20 protein-coding genes are annotated in these 22,408 nt (G+C 70.2%); 3 read left to right on the forward strand and 17 right to left on the reverse strand.

Going from position 1 to position 22,408, the window contains the following annotated elements; all coding sequences use genetic code 11:
• Positions 1–24: 24 nt before the first annotated feature.
• From ACIBH4_RS32265 to pgsA, 16 genes are all read right to left on the reverse strand, one after another.
• Entirely contained in the window at positions 25–543 is a 519-nt protein-coding gene (locus ACIBH4_RS32265; RefSeq protein WP_350949158.1) for an adenine phosphoribosyltransferase, read from the reverse strand.
• Between the two features lie 188 nt (positions 544–731).
• Positions 732–1,790, reverse strand: coding sequence for a protein translocase subunit SecF (gene secF / locus ACIBH4_RS32270; protein WP_362517801.1), 1,059 nt, complete (start codon positions 1,788–1,790; stop codon positions 732–734).
• Positions 1,790–3,553, reverse strand: coding sequence for a protein translocase subunit SecD (secD, locus tag ACIBH4_RS32275; RefSeq protein ID WP_362517804.1), 1,764 nt, complete (start codon positions 3,551–3,553; stop codon positions 1,790–1,792). Before secD ends, secF begins: the two co-directional genes overlap by 1 nt.
• An 84-nt stretch (positions 3,554–3,637) precedes the next feature.
• On the reverse strand, positions 3,638–4,003 hold the full coding sequence (yajC, locus tag ACIBH4_RS32280) for a preprotein translocase subunit YajC (RefSeq protein WP_362517807.1): 366 nt from the start codon (positions 4,001–4,003) through the stop codon (positions 3,638–3,640).
• A 226-nt stretch (positions 4,004–4,229) separates the two neighbouring features.
• Entirely contained in the window at positions 4,230–5,288 is a 1,059-nt protein-coding gene (ruvB, locus tag ACIBH4_RS32285; protein ID WP_362517810.1) for a Holliday junction branch migration DNA helicase RuvB, read from the reverse strand.
• A gap of 46 nt (positions 5,289–5,334) precedes the next feature.
• Positions 5,335–5,955, reverse strand: coding sequence for a Holliday junction branch migration protein RuvA (gene ruvA / locus ACIBH4_RS32290; RefSeq protein WP_362517813.1), 621 nt, complete (start codon positions 5,953–5,955; stop codon positions 5,335–5,337).
• The gene (gene ruvC / locus ACIBH4_RS32295; protein WP_362767066.1) at positions 5,952–6,539 is read right to left on the reverse strand and encodes a crossover junction endodeoxyribonuclease RuvC; all 588 of its coding nucleotides are present in this window, start codon (positions 6,537–6,539) and stop codon (positions 5,952–5,954) included. Before ruvC ends, ruvA begins: the two co-directional genes overlap by 4 nt.
• Before the next feature lie 150 nt (positions 6,540–6,689).
• Positions 6,690–7,967 carry a cation:proton antiporter gene (locus ACIBH4_RS32300; protein WP_362767025.1) on the reverse strand — a complete coding sequence of 426 codons (1,278 nt, stop codon included), beginning with the start codon at positions 7,965–7,967 and terminating at the stop codon, positions 6,690–6,692.
• 68 nt (positions 7,968–8,035) lie between these two features.
• Positions 8,036–8,788: a YebC/PmpR family DNA-binding transcriptional regulator gene (locus ACIBH4_RS32305; RefSeq protein WP_362517820.1), complete on the reverse strand. Its 753-nt coding sequence runs from the start codon at positions 8,786–8,788 to the stop codon at positions 8,036–8,038.
• A 3-nt stretch (positions 8,789–8,791) separates the two neighbouring features.
• Entirely contained in the window at positions 8,792–9,382 is a 591-nt protein-coding gene (pdxT, locus tag ACIBH4_RS32310; protein ID WP_362517823.1) for a pyridoxal 5'-phosphate synthase glutaminase subunit PdxT, read from the reverse strand.
• A 299-nt stretch (positions 9,383–9,681) separates the two neighbouring features.
• Entirely contained in the window at positions 9,682–10,596 is a 915-nt protein-coding gene (gene pdxS, locus ACIBH4_RS32315) for a pyridoxal 5'-phosphate synthase lyase subunit PdxS (protein WP_362517826.1), read from the reverse strand.
• 150 nt (positions 10,597–10,746) lie between these two features.
• Positions 10,747–11,763 (reverse strand): DUF3048 domain-containing protein, encoded by a 1,017-nt coding sequence (locus tag ACIBH4_RS32320; RefSeq protein ID WP_362517829.1) that lies wholly within the window; start codon positions 11,761–11,763, stop codon positions 10,747–10,749.
• Positions 11,764–11,878: 115 nt separating this feature from the next.
• Positions 11,879–12,421 carry a hypothetical protein gene (locus ACIBH4_RS32325; protein WP_362517832.1) on the reverse strand — a complete coding sequence of 181 codons (543 nt, stop codon included), beginning with the start codon at positions 12,419–12,421 and terminating at the stop codon, positions 11,879–11,881.
• The gene (locus ACIBH4_RS32330; protein ID WP_362517836.1) at positions 12,418–13,653 is read right to left on the reverse strand and encodes a glycosyltransferase family 4 protein; all 1,236 of its coding nucleotides are present in this window, start codon (positions 13,651–13,653) and stop codon (positions 12,418–12,420) included. Before ACIBH4_RS32330 ends, ACIBH4_RS32325 begins: the two co-directional genes overlap by 4 nt.
• A complete protein-coding gene (locus ACIBH4_RS32335; protein ID WP_362517839.1) occupies positions 13,650–14,573 on the reverse strand; it encodes a phosphatidylinositol mannoside acyltransferase in 924 nt (307 codons plus the stop codon). Before ACIBH4_RS32335 ends, ACIBH4_RS32330 begins: the two co-directional genes overlap by 4 nt.
• 45 nt (positions 14,574–14,618) lie before the next feature.
• The gene (gene pgsA, locus ACIBH4_RS32340) at positions 14,619–15,236 is read right to left on the reverse strand and encodes a phosphatidylinositol phosphate synthase (protein ID WP_362517842.1); all 618 of its coding nucleotides are present in this window, start codon (positions 15,234–15,236) and stop codon (positions 14,619–14,621) included.
• Positions 15,237–15,542: 306 nt separating this feature from the next.
• Here pgsA and ACIBH4_RS32345 point away from each other — a divergent pair, with 306 nt between their 5' ends.
• The 3 genes from ACIBH4_RS32345 to ACIBH4_RS32355 all read left to right on the forward strand — a co-directional run bounded on the left by ACIBH4_RS32345 (position 15,543) and on the right by ACIBH4_RS32355 (position 21,784).
• Positions 15,543–17,675 carry an elongation factor G-like protein EF-G2 gene (locus ACIBH4_RS32345; protein ID WP_362767027.1) on the forward strand — a complete coding sequence of 711 codons (2,133 nt, stop codon included), beginning with the start codon at positions 15,543–15,545 and terminating at the stop codon, positions 17,673–17,675.
• A gap of 159 nt (positions 17,676–17,834) precedes the next feature.
• Entirely contained in the window at positions 17,835–19,433 is a 1,599-nt protein-coding gene (locus ACIBH4_RS32350; protein WP_362767029.1) for a family 10 glycosylhydrolase, read from the forward strand.
• 98 nt (positions 19,434–19,531) lie between these two features.
• Positions 19,532–21,784, forward strand: a complete 2,253-nt coding sequence (locus ACIBH4_RS32355; RefSeq protein WP_362767032.1) for a hypothetical protein — start codon at positions 19,532–19,534, stop codon at positions 21,782–21,784.
• Here ACIBH4_RS32355 and ACIBH4_RS32360 read toward each other — a convergent pair.
• Positions 21,727–22,278 (reverse strand): HIT domain-containing protein, encoded by a 552-nt coding sequence (locus ACIBH4_RS32360; RefSeq protein WP_362517854.1) that lies wholly within the window; start codon positions 22,276–22,278, stop codon positions 21,727–21,729. The genes ACIBH4_RS32355 and ACIBH4_RS32360 overlap by 58 nt on opposite strands.
• Positions 22,279–22,408 lie beyond the last annotated feature (130 nt).

The raw sequence follows: 22,408 nt of genomic DNA on the forward strand, positions 1-22,408 counted from the left end.
GTGTGCTTTCGTTCGCGGGGGCGATCAGACGACGACGAGGGAGTGCAACTCCACGTCGGTCAGACGCTCCCGGCCCTTGAGGAAGGCCAGCTCCATGAGCACGGCGATGGCGACGACGTCGGCGCCCGCCCTGCGGACCAGCTCCACCGTCGCGCACGCCGTACCTCCCGTGGCGAGCACGTCGTCGACGATGAGAACGCGCTCCTGGGGTGCGAAGGCGTCCCGGTGGACCTCGATGACGGCGGAGCCGTACTCCAGATCGTAGGACGCCTCAAGCGTCTCGGAGGGCAGTTTGCCTTTCTTCCGTACCGGGACGAAGCCCGCGCCCGCCCGGACGGCGACCGGGGCCGCCAGGATGAAACCCCGCGCCTCGATGCCGACGATCTTGTCCACCTCGTACAGCCCGGCCAGTTCCTCGATCACCGCGGTGAACGCCACCGGGTCGCCGAGCAGGGGGGTGATGTCCTTGAACAGCACCCCGGGCTGCGGGTAGTCGGGCACGTCGCGGATACGGTCGAGGATCAGGCTGCTCAGTTCGGTCATGGGCGGCGCTCCTGTGGAGGTGTCGGGGCGGAGGACACCGGGGCGGCCCGGCGGTGTCCGGAGGGTGTCGTGTCGGAAGGGCTCTGACCGCGAGTGTCGCAAGGTCCGGGAAGAGCCGAAGGGGCTGGAGGGTAAGGAAAACGCCTCCGCTCCCTGCGAGGGGAGCGGAGGCGCGGACGTGCCCGTACTTACTTCTTCTTCCGCTTGCCGCCGGCGGAGTCGGCTCCGCCGACGACCGTGGCGGCGCCGTTGGAGGCCCCGGCGGCGACCGGCTGACGCACCGTCTTGATCCCGGAACTCCCCCCGCGGGAGGCGATCCTGCGGGCGAGCGCCTGGTAGCGCGGCTCGCGCTCCTTGAGCGTGACCAGCAGCGGTGTCGCGACGCACAGCGAGGAGTAGGTGCCGACGAGCATGCCGACGAACAGGGCCAGCGACAGGTCCTTCAACGTTCCGGCACCGAAGAGCGTGGTGCCGATGAAGAGGATCGCCGCGACCGGCAGGATCGCCACCAGGGTGGTGTTCAGCGACCGGATCAGCGTGTGGTTCAGCGCGTTGTTGGCGGCCTCGGTGTAGGTCAGCTTGGAGTTCGTGCCGAGCTTGGCGGTGACCTCCTTGATCATGTCGAAGACGACGACGGCGTCGTACAGCGAGTATCCGAGGATCGTGAGGAAGCCCAGCAGGGTCGCCGGGGTGACCTCGAAGTTGGACCAGGCGTAGACACCGGCGGTGATCACCAGGTCGTGCAGCAGCGCCACGACGGCGGCCAGCGCCATCTTCCACTCGAAGGCCATCGTCAGGTACAGGATGATCGCCAACATGAAGACGATCAGCCCGATGATGGCCTTGTTGGCCACCTGACCGCCCCACGAGGCGCCGATGACCTGCAGGTTGACCTGGTCCGCCGGCATCTTGAACTCGGTGGCCACCGCCTTCTGCACCGCGGTGACCTGGTCGGCCGGGAGGCTCTCGGTGGTGACCCGCCAGCCGTTCTGGGTCGTCTGCGCGATGATCTGGTGCGCACCGGCCTCGGTGAACGTGGCGCGCACCTGCTCGATGTTGGCGGTCGGGGCCTTGAAGGAGAAGACGGACCCGCCCTTGAACTCCACGCCCAGGTTGAGGCCGTTGACGACCAGACCGGCGATGGAGACCAGCAGCAGGATTGCGGAAAGGGAGTACCAGAGCTTCTGGCGGCCGACGAAGTCGACGTCGATTTCGCCCCGGTACAGCCGGCGCGCGATGCCGGACATCAGGCCTCCTGCGGAACGGTCTTGGGTGCGACGGTGGTCTCGCTCATGCGCTCGGCGTCGAGCCCGGAGAGCTTGTGCCCCTTGGCGAAGAACTTCAGCTTGGCCAGCATCGCGACGAACGGCTTGGTGAACATGAACACCACCGCGATGTCGATGAGCGTGGTCAGGCCCATGGCGAAGGCGAAGCCGGCCACGCCTCCGACCGCCAGGAAGTAGAGCACCACGGCGGCGATGAACATGACGGCGTCGGCGATGAGGATCGTCCGCCGGGCGCGAACCCAGGCGACCTCGATGGCCGTACGCAGCGAGCGCCGGCCCTCCTTCATCTCGTCGCGGATGCGTTCGAAGTAGACGATGAACGAGTCCGCGGTGATACCGATCGAGACGATCAGTCCGATGACGTGCGGCAGCGAGAGGCGGAAGCCCGCGAAGACGCCGAGCAGCACGACGGACTGGTAGGTCAGGATCGTGGCCACCAGGAGGCTCAGCACCGACACGACGCCCAGACCCCGGTAGTAGAGCATCGAGTAGATCACGACCAGCAGGAGGCCGATCGCGCCCGCGATGAGGCCGCCGCGCAGCTGGTCGGCGCCCAGCGTGGAGGAGACCTCCTCGATGGAGCTCTTCTCGAACTTCAGCGGCAGCGCGCCGTACTTGAGCTGGTTGGCCAGCTCGTCGGCCGTCACCTGGTTGAAGCTGCCGGAGATCTGCGCCCGGCCGCCGGTGATGGGCTCCTGGATGACGGGCGCGGAGATGATCACACCGTCGAGGACCATGGCGACCTGGTTGCGGGGGGCCTGCGAGTTGAAGGCGGTGGTGGTGACCTTCGACCACTGGTCGGGGCCCTGGCCCTTGAAGGAGAGCTGGACGAGCCACTCACCGGTGGTCTGGTCGACGCCGGAGGACGCGGTGTCGATCGAGGTGCCGGTGACGGCCGCCTTCTCCAGCACGAACTTGGTGCCGCCGTCCTGGCTGCAGCCCACGTACTGCTTGTCCGGCGCGTCCTGGGCACCGCGGCCCGCGTCCTTGGCGCAGTCGAGCGCCTGGAACTGTTTGAGCGCCTCCGGGTCGATCCCGGTGGGGTCGACGCCCGCCATCGGGTCGTCGGCCGCCGTCGGCGGAGCCGTCGGCACGGCGCTGGTCTCGGGCGCGGCACTCGCGTCCGGCTTGGCGGACTTGTCACCGCTCGGCTCGGCGGAGGGCGCGGCGGTGGCGCCGGGGCTCGGGTTGGTGAGTGCCGACGACAGGGCGCGACCGGCCGGAGAGGCGCCCGTGTCGGGCGCGGCGGTCGCGTCGGGCTTCGGAGTCACCGACTCGGCGGGCTTGGGCTCCTTGGACCCCTTACGCCCGGATTCGGTGCTCGAAGGAGACGGCGTCGGCGTCGGCGCCTCGGTGGAGAGCTGCCCCGGGGGCGGAGGTGACCCGGCCCCGATCGCCAGCACTTGGCGGAACCTCAGCTCCGCGGTGGTGCCGACCAGCTTGACGACTTCCTCCTGGCCTGCTCCGGGAACGGAGATGACGATGTTGTCACCGGATTTGGCGACCTCGGCGTCGGAGATGCCGCTGCCGTTCACCCGCTCACGGATGATGTTCACGGCGAGGTCGAGGCTCTCCTGTGAGGGAGCGCCCCCGTTCGGCGTGATGGGCTGGAGCGTCACGGTCGTGCCGCCGGCGAGGTCGAGGCCATACTCCGGCGTGTACGCCTTGTTGAGGAGCATCGTCCCGCCCATGGCGAGAATGATCGCCAGAAGCACCAGGAGCATGCGCCCCGGTCTGCTCTGGCCGCTAGTCGGTCGGGCCACTGGTCGTCAGTTCTTTCGGTTATAGGGGGTGGGAGGTGAGGCTACTCACGGCTTCTTGCTCGTCGTGTCGTGGTCTGCACCCTGCTGTTCCGCCGTCTCCGCGAAATCGCGGTCGGCAGCCTTGACATTCTCCTCCTCCGCGTCGTCAACGGGAACCAGGACACGGCCGATCGCCGCCTTGACCCAGCGAGTCTCCACACCGGGGGCGATCTCCAGGATCACGTCCTCGTTGTCGATGGCCACCACGGTCCCGAAGAGACCCGTCGTGGTCATGACACCGGTGCCCGGTGTGAGACTGTTCTGCATTTTGACCTGCTCCTGCTGCCGCTTGCGCTGCGGCCGGATAAGCAGGAAGTAGAACACCACGACCATGAGAGCGATCATGATCAGGCTCGAATAGTTGCCGCCCACAGGGCCGCTCCTTTTCTTGAAGATTGACCGGCGGAAACCGGACGTCACATACGACCACGCCGCTCAGCACGTCAGCCTACACAGCCAGCCAAGGCTCGGAGTTTAGGCGAGCTGTTAAGAGCGCGGCAACGAAGTCACGATTCGGCTCGCAGGGAAGTTCCCATTTCGATACAGTTGTCATCGTTCTGTGATCAACCCCGTACGACTTCCCTACCGACTCTCAACGTTAGATTTGCCCGGGATCATCCTCAAGATCGATGAGAAACGAGGCACCGAAGGCGTCGGGCGGGGGAACCAGACCCAGGTGGGTCCAGGCCGCGGCGGTCGCGACCCGGCCGCGGGGGGTGCGGGCGAGGAGTCCCTGCCGCACCAGGAACGGCTCGGCGACCACCTCGACCGTCTCGGGCTCCTCCCCCACGGCCACCGCCAGCGTCGACAGCCCCACCGGCCCGCCGCCGAACTTGCGCAGCAGTGCTCCGAGCACCGCCCGGTCGAGCCGGTCGAGCCCTTCGGCGTCGACCTCGTAGAGGTTGAGCGCGGCGGAGGCGACATCCCGGGTGACCACACCCTCGGCGCGTACCTCGGCGAAGTCGCGGACCCGGCGCAGCAGACGGTTGGCGATGCGGGGGGTGCCCCGGGAACGGCCGGCGATCTCGCGGGCGGCGTCGCCGGGGAGCGCGACGCCCAGCAGGCGCGAGGAGCGGTGCAACACCTCCTCCAGCTCGGCGACCCCGTAGAAGTCCATGTGCGCGACGAAACCGAAGCGGTCGCGCAGCGGCGCGGGGAGCATGCCGGCCCGGGTGGTGGCGCCGACCAGGGTGAACGGGGCGATCTCCAGTGGGATCGCGGTCGCCCCCGGCCCCTTGCCCACCACGATGTCGACGCGGAAGTCCTCCATCGCGAGGTAGAGCATCTCCTCGGCGGGCCTCGCCATGCGATGGATCTCGTCGATGAAAAGGACCTCGCCCTCCGAGAGGGTCGACAGGATCGCCGCGAGGTCGCCGGCCCGCTCCAGCGCGGGGCCGGAGGTGATCCGGATGGGTACGGAGAGCTCGGTCGCGATGATCATGGAGAGGGTCGTCTTGCCCAGTCCGGGGCCGCCGCTCATCAGCACGTGATCCGGCGGCCTGTTGCGTCGCAACGCGCTCTGCAACACCAGCGACAGCTGCTCGCGCACCCGTGCCTGGCCGATGAACTCCTCCAGCCGCTTGGGCCGCAGAGCCGCCTCGATATATCTCTCGTCGCCCTCGGCGTCCGGCGACACCAGATCACGGTCGGAACTCACGACACCCCTCCCTCGTCCCGCCGTACGGCGGAACCACCCGCACCCCTCATCGCACGCTCAGTGCGCGAAGGGCGGCCTTGAGCAGGGGCGCCACCTGAGGGGTGCGGCCCTCGGCCATCTCGGCGTCGGCCTGGGGCTCGACGGTGGCGACCGCCTCGTCGGCGTCTCGCGCCGAGTAGCCCAGACCGACCAGCCCCGAGTGGACCTGCCCCCGCCAGGCGGGCGCGACGGCCCTGCCGTCGAGTGCGGCGCTGACGGCCTCCTCGGGAGTGCCGAGCTTGTTCTTGAGGTCGACGATGATCCGCTGGGCACCCTTCGGCCCCACCCCGGGAACCCTGGTCAGCGCCTTGACGTCGGCGGAGGCCACGGCCACCCGGAGCGCGTTGGGAGTGTGCACGGCCAGCATCGCGAGGGCGACCTTGGGGCCGACCCCGCTCGCCGTCTGCAGCATCTCGAAGGTGCCGCGCTCGTCCTCGGTGGCGAAGCCGAACAGCGTGAGCGACTCCTCGCGGACCACCAGCGAGGTGGCCAGCCTGGTCTCCTCCCCCGTCCTGAGCGTCGCCAGGGTGCCCGGCGTGCAGTGCACGAGGACTCCCACCCCGCCGACCTCGACGACCGCACCGTCGGGCGCGATCGCGGTCACCTGTCCTCGCACCGAGGCGATCACTTCGCGGTTCCTCTCGGGTGTCCGGCCCTGCCACGACCTCGGAAGTAGGCGGCGGGGGTCGTGCCGGGACCACTGGCGGCCTTCGCGGCGGCCTCGGCCAGCCTGCTCTGTGCCCCGCCCCGCCACACGTGGCAGATCGCGAGGGCGAGCGCGTCGGCGGCGTCGGCGGGCTTGGGCATCGCGTCCAGCCGCAGCAGGCGGGTCACCATCGTGCCGACCTGCCGCTTGTCCGCCGTGCCGCTGCCGGTGATGGCGGCCTTGACCTCGGACGGCGTGTGCAGCGCGACCGGCAGGCCCCTGCGGGAGGCGCACAGGATCGCCACGGCGGAGGCCTGGGCGGTGCCCATCACGGTCCTGAGGTTGTGCTGGGCGAAGACCCGCTCCACGGCCACCGCGTCGGGCCGGACCTCGTCGAGCCACTGCTCGATGCCCGCCTCGATCGCCACCAGCCGGGCGCCGATCTCGTCGTCGGCGGGGGTGCGGACGACCCCCACTCTGATCAGGCTCAGCGGTGCGCCGGGCCGCCCCTCGACGGCGCCGAGCCCGCATCGGGTGAGCCCCGGATCAACCCCCATCACCCGCAACTCGGGCAATCGCACCGACACGCCTCCGCTCGCCGAACATCTGTTCGGTGGCAGACTCTACCGCGTGAGAGCATCCCGCGCACCGCTCTCCCACGGCCCGTCGGAAGGCGGAGCGGCGGGCGCCGGCTCACCGGCTCCAGGGGATCCGTCTCACAGGTGCTGGGTGGCGGGTTCGGCGTCACGGTCGTTCCCTGCCCTGTCGCGCAGCAGGTCCAGGCGGTTCATCACCGGCGAGGCCGAGATTCCGTGGATCACCAGGGAGGCCACCGCGGTGAAGGCGACCACGGCCCAGATCTCCTCGGCGGGTACGCCGAAGTCGGCCTGGCCGAGGGCGTAGGCGAGGTAGAACAACGAGCCGATGCCGCGGACACCGAAGAACGCCGCCACGGCGCGCTCGCGCGGCCCCGCCCTGCCTCTCAGCATGGAGAGCCACCCGAGCAGCGGCCGGATGACGAGCAGCAGCAACAGGCCGACCGCGGCGCCCCGCCAGGTGAGCGCGGACAGGCCTCCCACCGCGACGAAGCCTCCGAGCAGCAGGAGCAGCCAGGCGGTGAACAGCCGCTCGATCTGCTCTATGAAGCCGTGCAGCACCCCGTTGTAGCCGTGGCTGCGCTCGGCCGCCCTGATGGCGCAGGCGGTCACGAACACCGCGATGAAGCCGTACCCGTGCACCAGCTCGGTGAGGCCGTAGGCCAGGAACGTCGCGGCCAGCGCCACGAAGCCGTCGCGGTGCTCGGCCAGCCGCAGGTCGGGCTTCTCGGTACGGAAGAACAGCCGCCCCAGCCCTTTGCCGATCAGCAGGCCGCACACCACGCCCGCGACGCACCGGTAGAGCAGGTCCACCAGCGCCCACTCGCCGATCCAGTCGGTCCCCCCGCTGACGGCCAGCGCGATGGCGGCGTACACCAGAGGGAAGGCCAGGCCGTCGTTGAGGCCCGCCTCGGAGGTGAGGGCGAAGCGGACCTCGTCGTCGGCCTTCTCCGAGTCGACGGGCTCGCCGACCTGCACGTCGGAGGCGAGCACCGGGTCGGTCGGCGCGAGGACCGCGCCCAGCAGCAACGCCGCCGCGAGGGGCCAGCCGAGCAGGCCGTACGCGGCGGCGGCCACGGCGAGGACGGTGAGCGGGAGCGTCCACCCGAGCAGGCGCCAGGTCGAGGACCAGCCGCGCCGCCCGAAGGGACGGTTGATGGCCAGCCCCGCGCCCATGAGCGAGACCAGCACGCAGATCTCGGTGACGTGCTCGACCAGTGTCCGGTGGACCACCGGATCGGGATCGGGCAGTTCCAGGGGCAGGGCGTAGAGGACCAGGCCGACCAGCAGGCAGGCGAGGGGCAGCGAGAAGGGGCGGCGGTTGAGAAGTCGCGGCAGTGTGGCCGCGAGCAGCGCGGCAACGCCCGCCACGGCGAAGATGAGGTCAGGATTGCCCATTGTCCGCGTGATCTGCCCTGGACCACGCGGACAAACCTCACGAGCAGTGCGAGGTCCGAAATCTCGGACTACGCGTCGAGCTTCTCCATGACCTCGTCGGAGACGTCGAAGTTGGCCCAGACGTTCTGCACGTCGTCGCTGTCCTCAAGGGCGTCGATCAGCCTGAAGACCTTGCGGGCGCCCTCCTCGTCCAGCGGGACGTTCAGCGTCGGCATGAAGCTGGACTCGGCCGAGTCGTAGTCGATCCCGGCCTCCTGCAGGGCCTTGCGGACCGGGACGAGGTCGGTGGCCTCCGAGACGACCTCGAACTGGTCGCCCAGGTCGTTGACCTCCTCGGCGCCCGCGTCGAGGACCGCGACCAGCACGTCGTCCTCGGCCAGCTCGCCCTTGGGGACGAGCACGACGCCCTTGCGGTTGAACATGTAGGACACCGAGCCGGGGTCGGCCAGCGAGCCGCCGTTGCGGGTCAGCGCGACGCGGACCTCGGAGGCGGCGCGGTTGCGGTTGTCGGTGAGGCACTCGATCAGCACCGCGACACCGCCGGGGGCGTAACCCTCGTACATGATGGTCTGCCAGTCGGCGCCGCCGGCCTCGAGACCACCGCCGCGCTTACGGGCACGCTCGATGTTGTCGATCGGGACCGAACTCTTGCGCGCCTTGGTGATGGCGTCGTACAGCGTCGGGTTGCCGTCCGGATCGGGTCCGCCCGTCCGAGCCGCGACCTCGATGTTCTTGATGAGCTTGGCGAACAGCTTGCCGCGCTTGGAATCGAGCGCGGCCTTCTTGTGCTTCGTCGTCGCCCATTTGGAGTGGCCGGACATCCCCTAGAGCTCCCTCACCATCTCAGCGAAATATGAATGCACACCGACATCCCCGGTAAGTTCCGGGTGGAAGGACGTGGCGAGCAACGGTCCTTGCCGGACCGCGACGATCCTATCCCCAGGTTCGGCCAGCGCCAGCACTTCGACCTCCGAACCCACGGATTCCACCCAGGGGGCGCGGATGAAGACGGCCCGCGTGGTGCCGCGACCGGCGAAGTCGATGTCGGCCTCGAAGGAGTCGACCTGGCGGCCGAAGGCGTTGCGGCGGACGACCATGTCGATGCCCCCGATCGTCTGCTGGCCTTCGATCCCGCCCTCGATCCGGTCGGCCAGCATGATCATCCCGGCGCAGGAGCCGTAGGCGGGCATCCCCGCCTTGATCCGCATCCGAAGTGGTTCGAGCAGTTCGAAGGTCTCTGCGAGTTTCCACATCGTGGTGGACTCCCCGCCGGGGATGACGAGGCCGTCGACCGCCTCCAGCTCGCGGGGGCGCCGTACGGTGACCGCTCTCGCGCCCACCGCCTCCAGGGAGCGAATGTGCTCGCGCACGTCTCCTTGCAGCGCGAACACGCCGATCGTGGGGACGATGGTCACCGATGGTCCTTCCCGCTGCGGCTGGAGTGCCCCTTCAGCGTATGGCCACCCCTCGGACGGCCCCAAACCGGTTCGTGCTCCGGTTCGGCTCGGAAATCCGGGCCGTGACGGCCCGGCCCCGTTCCCCGGCGGCGGCGCCGTGCTCCTCGGGGCGGGATCGCGGAGCACGTGACCACGAGATCGGCCCCCTGCGGAGGAAGGGCGACCCCCATGACGGAGATCGCCCTTTTCCCGGAGTCTCATCGGGCTTCCCGAAGGCTCCCTGCCCCTCGAGGAAAGCCCTGAAAGCTCTGAAAGCCCTACCAGCCGCGCTCGGCCAGCCGGTGCGGGGCCGGGATGTCGTCGACGTTGATGCCGACCATCGCCTCGCCCAGCCCCCGGGAGACCTTCGCGATGACATCGGGGTCGTCGTGGAAGGTGGTGGCCTTGACGATCGCGGAGGCACGCTCGGCGGGGTTGCCGGACTTGAAGATGCCCGAGCCGACGAACACGCCCTCGGCGCCGAGCTGCATCATCATCGCCGCGTCGGCCGGGGTGGCGATGCCGCCGGCGGTGAACAGCACGACCGGCAGCTTGCCGGTCCTGGCGACCTCGGCGACCAGCTCGTACGGCGCCTGGAGCTCCTTGGCCGCGACGTAGAGCTCGTCTTCGGGCAGTGAGCCCAGACGCTTGATCTCGCCCCTGATCTTGCGCATGTGGGTGGTGGCGTTGGAGACGTCGCCGGTGCCGGCCTCTCCCTTGGAGCGGATCATCGCCGCGCCCTCGGTGAGGCGGCGCAGCGCCTCACCCAGGTTGGTCGCACCGCAGACGAAGGGCACGGTGAACTGCCACTTGTCGATGTGGTTGGTGTAGTCGGCGGGGGTGAGCACCTCGGACTCGTCGATGTAGTCGACGCCGAGCGACTGGAGCACCTGCGCCTCGACGAAGTGGCCGATGCGGGCCTTGGCCATGACCGGGATCGAGACGGCGGCGATGATGCCGTCGATCATGTCGGGGTCGCTCATCCGGGAGACGCCGCCCTGGGCGCGGATGTCGGCGGGCACCCGCTCAAGGGCCATGACGGCGACGGCACCGGCATCTTCGGCGATCTTGGCTTGCTCGGCGTTGACGACGTCCATGATGACGCCGCCCTTGAGCATCTCTGCCATGCCGCGCTTGACCCGGGCGGTTCCGGTGACGGTCGTCTCGCTGACTTCGGGCGTGCTGCTGGACACGGTCTTCTACCTCACGACGGCTGGCTGCGGACACGAGCCGTCCGGGGACGGCCAGTACGTCTTCCATCGTAGGCGCTGGCGGCCTGACCCCTTACACGACGCCCTGTCGCCCTTGGGCGATCTTCTTGGACAGTATGTAGGGCTTGCGCGTCAGGGGATGACGGGTTTGGCGGAGGCGAGCACGATCCAGACCTGCCCCGGGGCGAAGTTCATCGGCTCGCCCGTCTCGGTGGTGAAGACGGTGCCGTCCTTCTCGTCCGGCCGCGACCAGCGGGCCTTGAACGCCTGCCCGTCGCGGAGCACGATCGCCCTGCCCTTGCCCGTGCTGTGCACCAGCGGGGTGTAGCTCTGGTTCTTGTCGTGAAACTGCGAGCGCTCCGTCTTGGTGTACTGCACGACGATCGTGGGCGCGCCGAGCTGGCCGCCCTCGGCCGCCATGTCCTTCTTGCCGTCCTGCCAGATCAGCCACTTGCCCGCCGTCTCCGACCAGCCGAAGGTGAAGCGCGCCGCCGGGTACTTCACGCTGTACGTCTTGCGCGACACGCCGCCCTCGGGGGCCTCGCCGAAGGTGAACCCGACGTCCTTGGCCTTGCTCGCCTTGGGCGCCCCTGCCAGCAGATCCTTGGTGTTGGCGAACAGGTTGTAGGGGGCGTAGCGTCCCGGCTGGCGGAAGTAAGCGCCCGGCTCCCTGCTGTCGGAGACGTCGAAGAGCGGGGCCTCGGCGATGAAGGGGAGCATCTTGGTCTGCGCGCCCGAGTAGGCGAAGGCCGGCCTGCCGAACTGCGGGACGATGTGCAGGTCGGAGATGCGGGCGCTGCGGACCGGGCCGACCTTGGCCGGGATCTTCGAGGAGAAGATCGCCATCAGGCGGGTGAGGCCCGCCTCGACCTGCTCGACGTAGACGATGTCGGCGCTTTTCAGGCCGAGCTGCGGCTTGCCCGCCGAGGTGTTCTCGATCTTCACCGCGAGCACCGCCCTGCGCGCCGCGCCGGGCAGGCCGGTGAAGGGGTGCGTCGGCTCGGGCGTGGGGGTCGGGTCCGCGCTCGGCTCGCCTGCCGCGCCCGCGGGGCTTCCCGGCGAGGCCGGCCCGTCGGAGGAACAGGCCGCGGCCGGGGCAAGGATCGCGACTCCCGCCAGCGTGACGGCGATCATCCGGGACACCCGCACGGCTCATCTCCTCAAGTCGGCCACTCGGTCACTCGATCACTCAGTCAAGAATCGCCAAGAGCTTACCGGTGTCCGACTTGTCAGATACTCCAGTTTATGTGCGCCTTATTTATCCCTATTCAGCAGCCAGGGCCTTCGGGGGTACATCGTCGATCTCGAAGAAGGCCGGATACTCGGTGTGCCCCGCCAGCCGCAGCGTGCGGGCCAGCCAGCGGCGCTGCGCCGTCCGGGTGACGCTCACCGCGTTGTTGTAGAACCGCCGGGAGTACAGGACCTTCGCCACAGCGGCGTCCAGCTCCTCGATCAGCTCCGATCCGGCCGGGGTGTCGGCCAGCCGGTCACGGAAGCGCTCCTGGTCGACGACGGCGCGCAGGGCGCGCGACAGGTCGCTCTCGGCGTGCTCGCGCTCCTCGGGACCCGCCGTACGGGCCTCGTGGGCGGCCGCGGCCAGCACCAGGCTCGTCGCCGGGTCCAGCAGCCGGGAGGCCGCCAGCTCCAGGCTGACGGCGGTCCTCCGCACCAGGGCGGCGTCCAGGGACTCGCGGGCCAGCTCCAGCCGGATGTGCAGCCGGTCGAGCCGCCCCGCCCGCCAGGAGATGTAGACGGCGAGAAGCACCACGATCGCGCCCGCCACCAGGACCAGCGTGGTCGTCGTCACAGCGCGTCATTCCTCTCGGCCGGCGTACTCGCCGACTCTCCCCCGGCTCCGCCCCCGGCCGGGCCCACGCCCGCCACCGCGCCTTCCGCAGGGCCCTCCGCCGGACCTGTCACCGCGTCCTCCTCGACCCCGGCCGTGCTCGCCACGGTCTCGTAGACCCGCAGGACGTCGCGGGCCACCGTCGACCAGTCGTACTTGCGCACGGCGTGGCGGGCGGCCTGCGACAGCCTGGCCCGACGTTCGGGATCGTCGAGCAGCGCGGCGGCCTCGCGAGCGAGCGACGCGGCGTCGCCCGTCTCGAACAACGCCCCCGCCCCGCCGTCGTCGAGCACCTTGCGGAAGGCCGGGATGTCACTCGCCAGGATCGCCGCGCCCGCCGACATCGCCTCGGTCAGCACGATGCCGAAGCTCTCACCGCCCAGGTTGGGCGCGCAGAAGACGTCGACGGTGTGGTAGGCGCGCACCTTGTCCTCCTCACTCACCATGCCGAGCAGGCCGATCCGGTCATGAAACGCGGCCGGAACCCGCTCCAGCACCTCGTCGGCGTCGCCGGGCCCCGCCAGGAGCAGACGCAGCGACGGCCGCTCGGCGGCGAGCAGGGCGAACGCCTCCAGCAGCACCGGCAGGCCCTTGCGCGGCTCGTCCATCCGGCCCAGGAAGCCGATCACCTCGCCCTCGTCCCAGCCGGGGAGCCGCTCGCCCTCGGTGTAGCGGCTCACCGTCACCCCGTTGGGGATGAGCACGGCGTCGCCGCCCATGAACTCGACCAGGGTCTTCCTCGCGGCGTCGGAGACGGCGATCCTGCCGCCGATCTTCTCCAGCGCGCTCATGATGACCGGCACCCCCACCGAGAAGGAGCGGGAGTTGCCGTACGAGGCGTGGAAGGTGGCCACGATCGGCCCCCTCGCCACCCAGCAGGCGAGCAGGCCCAGCGAGGGGATCGCCGGTTCGTGCACGTGCAGCACGTCGAAGCGGCCCTCGCGCACCCAGCGGCGCACCCGGTTCGCCGACAGGAATCCGAACGACATCCTGGCCACCGACCCGTTGAAGGGCACCGGGACGGCGCGGCCGGCCGAGATCACGTACGGGGGCAACTCCGCGTTCTCCGCGGCCGGGGAGATCACCGAGACGTGGTGGCCGTCGGCCATGAGCGCCTCCGCCAGGTCGCGGATGTGCACCTGGACGCCGCCCGGCACGTCCCACGTGTAGGGGCAGACGATGCCGATCCTCATGCCCGGGCCTTCCTGGGCTCCAGGTCCTCGAGCCAGAGGCGCTGGAGCATGTGCCAGTCCTCGGGGTGCTCGGCGATGCCCTTCTCGAAGACGGTGGCGAGGCTCTGCATCACGACGGCCACCTTCTCCTGCCTGCTGCCCTCGGCCGGGATCGCGATCTCCTCGTGGAACTGCAGCCCCCAGCCGTTCTCCTCGAAGTAGGGGATCGCCGGGATGAGAGCGGCCCCGGTGTGCACGGCCAGCAGGCCGGGACCGGCGGGCATCCGCGTGGCCGCCCCGAAGAACTGCACCTCGACTCCCTTCGCGGTCAGGTCGCGCTCGGCGGGAAGGGCGACCGGCAGACCGGCGCGCAGGCGCTGCGCCAGGGTGCCGAAGGTGTGACCGTCACCGCCGGTGAGCGGCAGCACCTCCATGCCGAGCCCTTCGCGGAAGGCCGTGTAGCGGTGGAACAACGACTCGGGCTTGAGCCGCTCGGCGACCGTGGTGAACGGGTGGCCCGTACCGGCGAACCAGGCGCCCGCCTGGTCCCAGTTGCCCATATGCGGCAGGGCCAGGACCACGCCACGCCCCCTGGCGAGGTTGTCGTAGACGGGCTCGGCCCCGGCCACCCGCATGCGGGAGACGAGCTCGTCGACGGGAATCGAGGGCAGCCGGAACACCTCGTGGAAGTAGCGGAAGTAGGAGCGCATGCCGTCGCGGCTGAGTGCCCGGATCGCCGGGTCACCCGGCGAGGTGCCCTTGACCCTGGCGAGGTTGGCCTCAAGCCTGAGCACCGACTTCCCGCGACGCTTCCACAGCCGGTCGGCGGCGGCACGGAAGGCCCAGGCGGTGAGCCTCTCCGGCAGGCGGGGCACGATCGTCCAGCCGGCGCCGAACGCCGCCGCGACGAGACGATCCTGGGGGGAGGGCTTGTCGGTCATCGCTCTTTCCGATCGGCGGAGGGTCGGTGGAGGGTCCGTGGCTGGTCAGCGGAGGGTGCGTGGCGGGGTGGAGACGGCCTGCCGGCGCACGTGCAGCAGGCGCTGGCCGACCGTCACCGCGCTGGCGGCGGCGAGCAGCCAGAGCCCCGCGGCGAGGATGTAGGGCACGCCCAGACCGCCCAGGCCCGCGGAGACCAGGCCCACGACCAGACGCTCGGGCCGCTCGGCGAAGCCGACGTCGCACGTCATGCCCAGCGCCTCGGCCCTGGCCTTGACGTACGAGACCACCGCACCCGCGACGAGGCAGAAGAGCGCGACCCCCGCCAGCACCCGCTGCTCGCTCACGACGAACCAGAACACCAGCCCGGAGAAGATGCCGGCGTCGCCGACCCGGTCCAGGGTGGAGTCGAGGAAGGCGCCCCAGGTGCTTCCGGGGCCCGTCATCCTGGCCATCACCCCGTCGAGGAGGTCGGCCAGCACGAAAAAGGTGATCACCATCGTACCGGCGAACAGCTCGCCCCTCGGGTAGAAGAACAGGGCCGCGGCGACGGTGCCGAGCGTGCCGACGGCGGTGACCGCGTTGGGGCTGATCCCGTGGCGGGTGAGTGCCCTGCCCAGCGGGGTCAAGAGCCTGGTGACGGCGGGGCGCAGAAGTTTCAACATCGCGCTCCGATCGTAGGCCACCCGGCCCTCGCGCGTGCGTCGGCGGTGGGGGTGGCGTGCCCCGGAGAAACGGCGTTCGCGGGGGCGGCCGGGACGACCCCGACACTTAGCGATCCGGTCTCACTCTGGCAAGAGGATCGCCTCACCCCTCTTGTGATATTCGCCACATGGGTATTTGGTGAACAGACCGAGTCCACGCGACATGAGGACCGCAGGGACCGCAAGGACTGCGAGGGCTCGGTAGCGGACCCCGGGGGTGTGGCCCCACCAGGCCGCGGCCCCTTCGGCAACGACGCGGGAGGCGATGTGGCGGAAAGAGCGACCGGCGGAACAGCGGGAGCCGCGGGGAGAGCACCCACGGCCGACCGGCCGGACATGATACGAAACGTCGTGCTGGTCGGCCATTCCGGCTCCGGGAAGACAACGCTCGTGGAGGCGCTGCTGGCCGCGACCCGGACCGTCCAGCGGCCCGGCAGGGTCGAGGACGGCACGACCGTGAGCGACTTCGACGAGGTCGAGGTGCGCCAGCAACGCTCGGTGAACCTGACCGTGGCCCCCGTGGTCCACAACGACATCAAGATCAACCTGCTGGACACGCCCGGCTACGCCGACTTCGTCGGCGACCTGCGCGCCGGACTGCGCGCGGCCGACGCGGCGCTGTTCGTCGTCTCGGCCGTCGACGGCGTGGACGGCCTGACCAGGATGATCTGGGACGAGTGCGCGGCGGTCGGGATGCCCCGCGCGGTCGTGATCACCAAGATCGACCATCAGCGGGCGAACTTCGAGGACACCCTCGCCGCCTGCCAGGACGCCTTCGGCGACGGTGTGTCCCCGCTCTACCTGCCGGTGGTGACCAACGGCAAGGTGAACGGCCTGATCGGCCTGCTGAGCCAGAGGTTCTACAACTACGCGACCGGCACCCGGACGGAGAACTCCCCCGGCCCCGCCTACGCCGACCAGATCGAGCTCTACCGGGGCGCCCTGATCGAGGGTGTCATCCAGGAGAGCGAGGACGAGTCCCTGATGGACCGCTACCTCTCCGGTGAGGAGATCGACACCAAGGCGCTCATCGAGGACCTGGAGAAGGCCGTCGCGCGCGGCGGCTTCTACCCCGTGCTGGCCGCGGGGGCGGGCGTGGGCGCCCTGGAGATCCTGGAGCTCGTCACCCAGGGGTTCCCCTCGCCGCCCGAGCACCCCATGCCCGAGATCATGTCGATCGGCGGCGAACCCGTCTCCGGCATCACCTGCGACCCCGAAGGCCCCCTCGTCGCCGAGATCGTCAAGACCACCAGCGACCCGTACGTGGGCAGGATCAGCCTGGTGCGGGTCTTCTCCGGCACGCTGCGCCCGGACATGACGGTGCACGTCTCGGGGCACGGCCTGTCCGACCGCGGGCACGAGGACCACGACGTGGACGAGCGCATCGGCGCGCTCTCCTCGCCGCTGGGCAAGCACCAGCGGACGATCGCCAAGTGCGTGGCCGGGGACATCGCGGCGGTGGCCAAGCTGTCGCGCGCGGAGACCGGTGACACCCTGTCCGACCGGGACAACCCGCTGCTGATGACGGCCTGGTCCATGCCGGAGCCGCTGCTGCCCGTGGCGATCCAGCCCAGGTCCAAGGCCGACGACGACAAGCTGAGCCAGGCGCTGCAACGGCTGGTCGCCGAGGACCCCACCCTCAGGCTGGAGAACAACCCCGAGACCCGCCAGCTCGTGCTGTGGTGCATGGGCGAGGCCCACACCGACGTGCTCCTCGACCGGCTGAGCAGGCGGCACGGCGTGGAGGTGGAGAAGACCGAGCTGCGGGTGCCGCTCAGGGAGACCTTCGGCGGTAGCTGCCAGGCCCTGGGCCGCAACGTCAAGCAGACCGGCGGCCACGGCCAGTTCGCCGTCTGCCACCTGGAGGTCGAGCCCCTGCCGTCCGGCGGCGGCTTCGAGTTCGTGGACAAGATCGTCGGGGGTGTGGTGCCGCGCCAGTTCATCCCCTCGGTGGAGAAGGGGGTCCGCACCCAGATGCAGCGCGGCGTGCTCGCCGGGTACCCCATGGTGGACGTGCGGGTCACGCTGTACGACGGCAAGGCCCACTCGGTCGACTCCTCCGACATGGCGTTCCAGATCGCCGGGGCGCTCGCGCTGAAGGAGGCCGCGGCCAAGGTGCCCATGCTGCTGCTCGAACCGGTGGACGAGGTGTCCATCCTGATCGCCGACGACCACGTCGGCGCGGTGATGTCCGACCTGTCCTCGCGCAGGGGCCGCGTGCTCGGCACGGAGCCGGTGGGCGTCGGGCGCACCCTGGTCAGGGCCGAGGTGCCCGAGCTGGAGATCACGCGATACTCGATCGATCTGAGATCCATGTCGCACGGGACGGGGACGTTCCGCCGGGTCTTCCTGCGTTATGAGCCGCTTCCCCCACATCTGATGGACAAAATCACCGGCTGACAGAGCGGTGACGCGTGTGCCGGACGGTGCCCCACCTCACAGGAAGGGCGCACCGTCCGGCACGCGCGTCACAACATGCGCTCATGTAACGGAGTCATCACGAAAGGATTTCGTTTTTCCGGTCAGAGCACACCGGTGCTGGTGCCACACTGGGGAACCATGCGAAACGGACGCCCTCTTCTGGCCGCTGCCGCCCTCGCCGTCCTGACCACGGGGGCCGCCTACACCTTCGGTCCCGAGGCCGCACCCGCCCGGCCGAAGGCCGACAAGAGCTCGGCGGCCTCGTCCGAGACGGCCGGCGCGACGACCGCCGCCTCGGCGCGCTGCGACGTCGACGCGAAGTACCCCAAGCGGCAGCTGCGCGGAGTATGGATCGCCACGGTCAAGAACATCGACTGGCCCTCGCGCACCGGTCTGTCCCCGGCCCGCCAGCAGGCCGAGTACGTCAAGATCCTCGACGACGCGGTCAAGCGGCGGTTCAACGCGGTGTTCGTCCAGATCCGCCCCGCCTCCGACGCGCTGTACAAGTCGGACCTGGAGCCGTGGTCCCAGTATCTGACCGGCACGGTGGGCAAGGACCCCGGCTGGGACCCGCTGCCCTTCCTCGTCGCCGAGGCCCATCGGCGCGGCCTGGAGTTTCACGCGTGGTTCAACCCCTACCGCGCGTCCGCCGACGGCGACCTGTCCAAGCTGCCCGCGGGGCACCCCGCCCGGCTCCACCCCGAATGGATCGTGAAATACGGGGGTCTGGCCTACTACAACCCCGGCCTGCCCGCGGTCCGCGACTATGTCACCAAGGTCGTCAAGGACGTGGTGACCCGCTACGACGTCGACGGGGTCCACTTCGACGACTACTTCTATCCCTATCCCGTCGCGGGCGCGAAGTTCGCCGACGGCGCCGCCTTCGCCAAGTACGGCAAGGGCGCCACGCTCGCCGACTGGCGCCGCGCCAACGTCAACAAGCTGATCGCGCAGGTCGACAAGACCGTGCACGAGGTCAGGAACAGCGTGAAGTTCGGTGTCAGCCCGTTCGGGATCTGGCGCAACAAGTCCGAAGATCCCAGCGGCTCGGCCACCGGCGGCATGTCCGCGTACGACGCCATCTACGCCGACGCCCGTCACTGGATCAAGAAGGGCACGGTCGACTACGTCATCCCCCAGCTGTACTGGCCGCGCGGACTCAAGATCGCCGACTACGACGTTCTGATGCCGTGGTGGGCCAACGAGGTCAAGGGCACCGGCGTGCACCTCTACATCGGCCAGGGCCTTTACCGTGTCGGCGCCACCGACACCGCCGCCTGGACCAAGCCCGGCGAGATGTCCTCCCACCTGACGCGCAACCGCAAGTACGAGCAGGTCGCCGGTGATGTCTACTTCAGCGCCAAGCAGCTCGCCACCAACCCGCTGGGAGCGATCGACCGCGTCGCCAAGGACCACTACAGCCGCCCCGCGCTGCTGCCGCTGATGAAGGACCGCGGCGGCCAGGCTCCGGCCAAGCCCGCCGACGTGCGGCTCCAGGGCACCTCGCTCGCCTGGAAGAGCTCTCCGGACGCCCGTTCGTACGCGATCTACCGGATCGCCTCGGGCAAGCCAGGAGACTGCGCCATCGCCGACGCCCGCAACCTGGTCGCGGTCGTGCCCGCGGCGGCCGGCGACCGCCAGGCCTTCACCGCGACGGGTGGCGGCACCTACCTGGTCACCGCCCTGGACCGCCTGCAGAACGAGAGCGATCCCAGCACGGCCAAGAACGGGACCTGAGAACCCGATCCCCGCCGGTCTCCTGACCCGCTGGACCGGTGACACGATCTTGCCCTACGGTTCCAGCACCTGGCAGGAGCCTGAAGGGGAGGTCGTTCGTGAAGCGGACGCTTGTCGCGCTCGCGGTGGTGCTGGGCCTGCTGTGGCCGGGGGCCGCGCAGTCCGCCACTCGAGTGGACGGACGGGTGGTGCTGATCGGCATTCCCGGCCTGCGGTGGAGTGACCTCAGCCCCGCCGGCACTCCGAACCTGTGGCAGCTCGCCGAGCGGAGCGCGGTCGGGTCCCTCTCGGTCCGCACGGTCGGCAGGGTCACCTGCCCCTACGACGGGTGGCTGACGGTGTCGGCAGGGGTGAGATCAGCGGTCGGCCACGGCTGTGGACTCCCCCCGCTGCCCGAGCCCGACGAGGCGGGCGCGGTCATCCCCGGCTACGAGTACCTGCACCGGGTCGCCGGCCAGCGCAACGCGGGCGCCCTCGGCGAGGCCGTTCACGCCGCCGGTGAGTGCACACTGGCGATCGGCCCCGGGGCCGCGCTCGCGCTCGCCGACCGCTCGGGCAGGGTCGACGTGTACGCCCCCTCCCCCGCCCAGATCCGCGCCGACGCGCTCACCGGGTGCCGGGTGATCGCCGTCGACGTCGACGACCTCATCAGGCCGTACATGACCGGCGACCGGCTGCCCCGGGAGGAGGACAGCCTCACCGCGCGGGAGCGGGCCGCGGCGCTCCGTCTCGCCGACGCCAAGGCGGGGGCGGTGCTGAGCATGCTGCCCGAGGACACCCGGGTGCTGCTGGCGGGCCTGTCCGACCACGGCGGCAACCCGCACCTGCGGGTGGCGATGATGCGCGACGAAGGCGTCTCCGGCCGCTTCCTGGGCGCGGCCTCCACTCACCGCGACGACACCACGATCCTGCCGGACATCACCGCGACGATGCTCTCCCTGACGGGCGTCGCGGCGCCGCCGGGTGTGATCGGGGTTCCCTGGCAGGCCGCCGAGAGGCGTACCGGCGGCACCGAGACGGCGCGGGTCGCGCTGGATCGGGCCGACGTGGCCGGGGAGACGATAAGAGACGTGGGCGGGATCTTCTTCACCACCGTCGCGGTGCTGCAGGTCGCGTTCTACCTGATCGCCTTCCTGCTGATGCGCCGCAGGCGAGGGCTGAGCGGTATCCGCGTCGCCGCGGTCGCGCTGGCCTCGGTGCCCGTGTCGACGTACCTGGTGAACCTCACCCCCTGGCATCACGCGGGCTCGCCGGTGCTCGCGCTGGTCGGCGGAATCGCCGGATGCGCGCTGCTGCTGGCCGCGACCGCGCTGGCGGGGCCCTGGCGCCGGGCGCCGCTCGGGCCGCTGGCGATGGTGGCGGGGGTGACCGCGGCGGTGCTGGCGGGCGACCTGCTGACCGGGACGACCCTGCAGCTCAACAGCGTGATGGGCTACAGCGCCGTGGTCGGAGCCCGCTACTACGGGCTGGGCAACATCCCGTTCGCGCTCTTCGCCACCTCGGTGCTGCTGTTCGCCGCCACGATCGCGCACCGGCTGACGCGCGCCGACCGCGCCGACCGCGCGGACGCGCCGGCGGACCGGCCGGCCCTCGGCGATCACGCCGATGCCCCCGTGGAGGATCGACCCGAGCACGAGGGCGCCACGGTCGCCGTCGTGACGGCTCACCCGGCGGGCGGGAGCCGCGCGAGTGTGGTCGCGGCCGTCGTCGTGGCGGTGCTGGGCGGTTTCGCGATGATCCTGGGCGGCTGGCCGGGCGTGGGCAGCGACTTCGGCGGAGTGATCGCGTTCGTGCCGGGCATCGCGGTGACCGCGCTGCTGATCGCGGGCAGGCGGGTGTCGATCGTCAAGCTGGGCGCGTTCTGCGTGGCGGGCGGCGTCATCGTGATGTCCATCGCCTACCTCGACTATCTGCGTCCCGCGGGCTCGCAGACGCATCTGGGCCGCTTCGTCGGCCAGGTGTTCACCGGAGAGGCCCTGGAGGTGATCGGCCGCAAGTTCGGCGCGATGCTGGGTACGCTGCTCAACCCCAACCTGATGCCCGTCGTGATCGCCGCGGTGGCCTTCCTCGTCTACGCGCTGCTACGCCCGGAGCAGGCGAGCGCGGGGGTGCTGCCCGCCGCGTTCGCGCACTCCCCCGCGCTGCGGGCAGGGCTGATCGGCACCCTGGTCAGCGGGGTGGTCGGCATGCTGGTCAACGACTCGGGGGCCGCGGTGCTGTCCATGGCATTGGCACTCGCCGTGCCGCTGACGCTGTCGGCGGGCATCAAGGCGCTGGACGAGGACGTGCCGCGCTACGAGGAGCCGGGCCAGCAGCCGGCGAGCAACTCCCTGGTGTCGCGCAGCAACTGAGGAAGCACCCTGGTCTGGCCGACGACGGGCATGAAGTTGGTGTCGCCGCCCCACCGGGGCACCACGTGCTGGTGCAGGTGGGCGGCGATCCCGGCGCCTGCCACGCCTCCCAGGTTCATGCCCACGTTGAAGCCCTGCGCACCGCTCGCCTTACGCAGGGCCACCAGCGCCCGCCGGGTGAAGTCGGCGAGCTCGAAGGTCTCGGCCTCGTCCAGGTCCGTGTAGTCGGGCACGTGCCGGTAGGGGCAGACCATCAGGTGGCCGGAGTTGTAGGGGTAGAGGTTGAGCAGCGCGAAGACCTTCTCTCCCCGGGCGACGACCAGGCCGTCCTCGTCGCTCATGCGGGGGATCTCGCAGAACGGGCAGCCGTCCTCGGGGCCGGAACCCGCCGGTTTGCCCGCTCCCTTGATGTAGGCCATCCGGTGGGGGGTCCAGAGTCTCTGGAACGCGTCCGGTGTCCCCGCTCCGTGCTGCGCCTCCGGCTCGTTGCTCATGGCCGCCAGCATATTGCCACGCCGATTACCGCCGTCTCGCGCCTCCCCCTGCGCCTTCTCGGGCCTCCCCGCGCCTCCGAAAGGCCCGGAAACCTCGCGGGGCCCCATGGCCCGTGGCGCCTCAGGCCCC

The organism is Streptosporangium sp. NPDC050284 (genome assembly GCF_044459525.1).
Lineage (GTDB): Bacteria > Actinomycetota > Actinomycetes > Streptosporangiales > Streptosporangiaceae > Streptosporangium.

Coding starts and splice junctions, on each gene's coding strand:
- secF (WP_362517801.1), bottom strand. CDS start 1,790: ATGTCCGGCATCGCGCGCCGGCTGTACCGGGGCGAAATCGACGTCGAC.
- ACIBH4_RS32330 (WP_362517836.1), bottom strand. CDS start 13,653: ATGAGGATCGGCATCGTCTGCCCCTACACGTGGGACGTGCCGGGCGGC.
- ACIBH4_RS32265 (WP_350949158.1), bottom strand. CDS start 543: ATGACCGAACTGAGCAGCCTGATCCTCGACCGTATCCGCGACGTGCCC.
- ACIBH4_RS32350 (WP_362767029.1), top strand. CDS start 17,835: ATGCGAAACGGACGCCCTCTTCTGGCCGCTGCCGCCCTCGCCGTCCTG.
- secD (WP_362517804.1), bottom strand. CDS start 3,553: ATGCTCCTGGTGCTTCTGGCGATCATTCTCGCCATGGGCGGGACGATG.
- pgsA (WP_362517842.1), bottom strand. CDS start 15,236: ATGTTGAAACTTCTGCGCCCCGCCGTCACCAGGCTCTTGACCCCGCTG.
- ACIBH4_RS32335 (WP_362517839.1), bottom strand. CDS start 14,573: ATGACCGACAAGCCCTCCCCCCAGGATCGTCTCGTCGCGGCGGCGTTC.
- ACIBH4_RS32305 (WP_362517820.1), bottom strand. CDS start 8,788: ATGTCCGGCCACTCCAAATGGGCGACGACGAAGCACAAGAAGGCCGCG.
- ACIBH4_RS32300 (WP_362767025.1), bottom strand. CDS start 7,967: ATGGGCAATCCTGACCTCATCTTCGCCGTGGCGGGCGTTGCCGCGCTG.
- ACIBH4_RS32360 (WP_362517854.1), bottom strand. CDS start 22,278: ATGAGCAACGAGCCGGAGGCGCAGCACGGAGCGGGGACACCGGACGCG.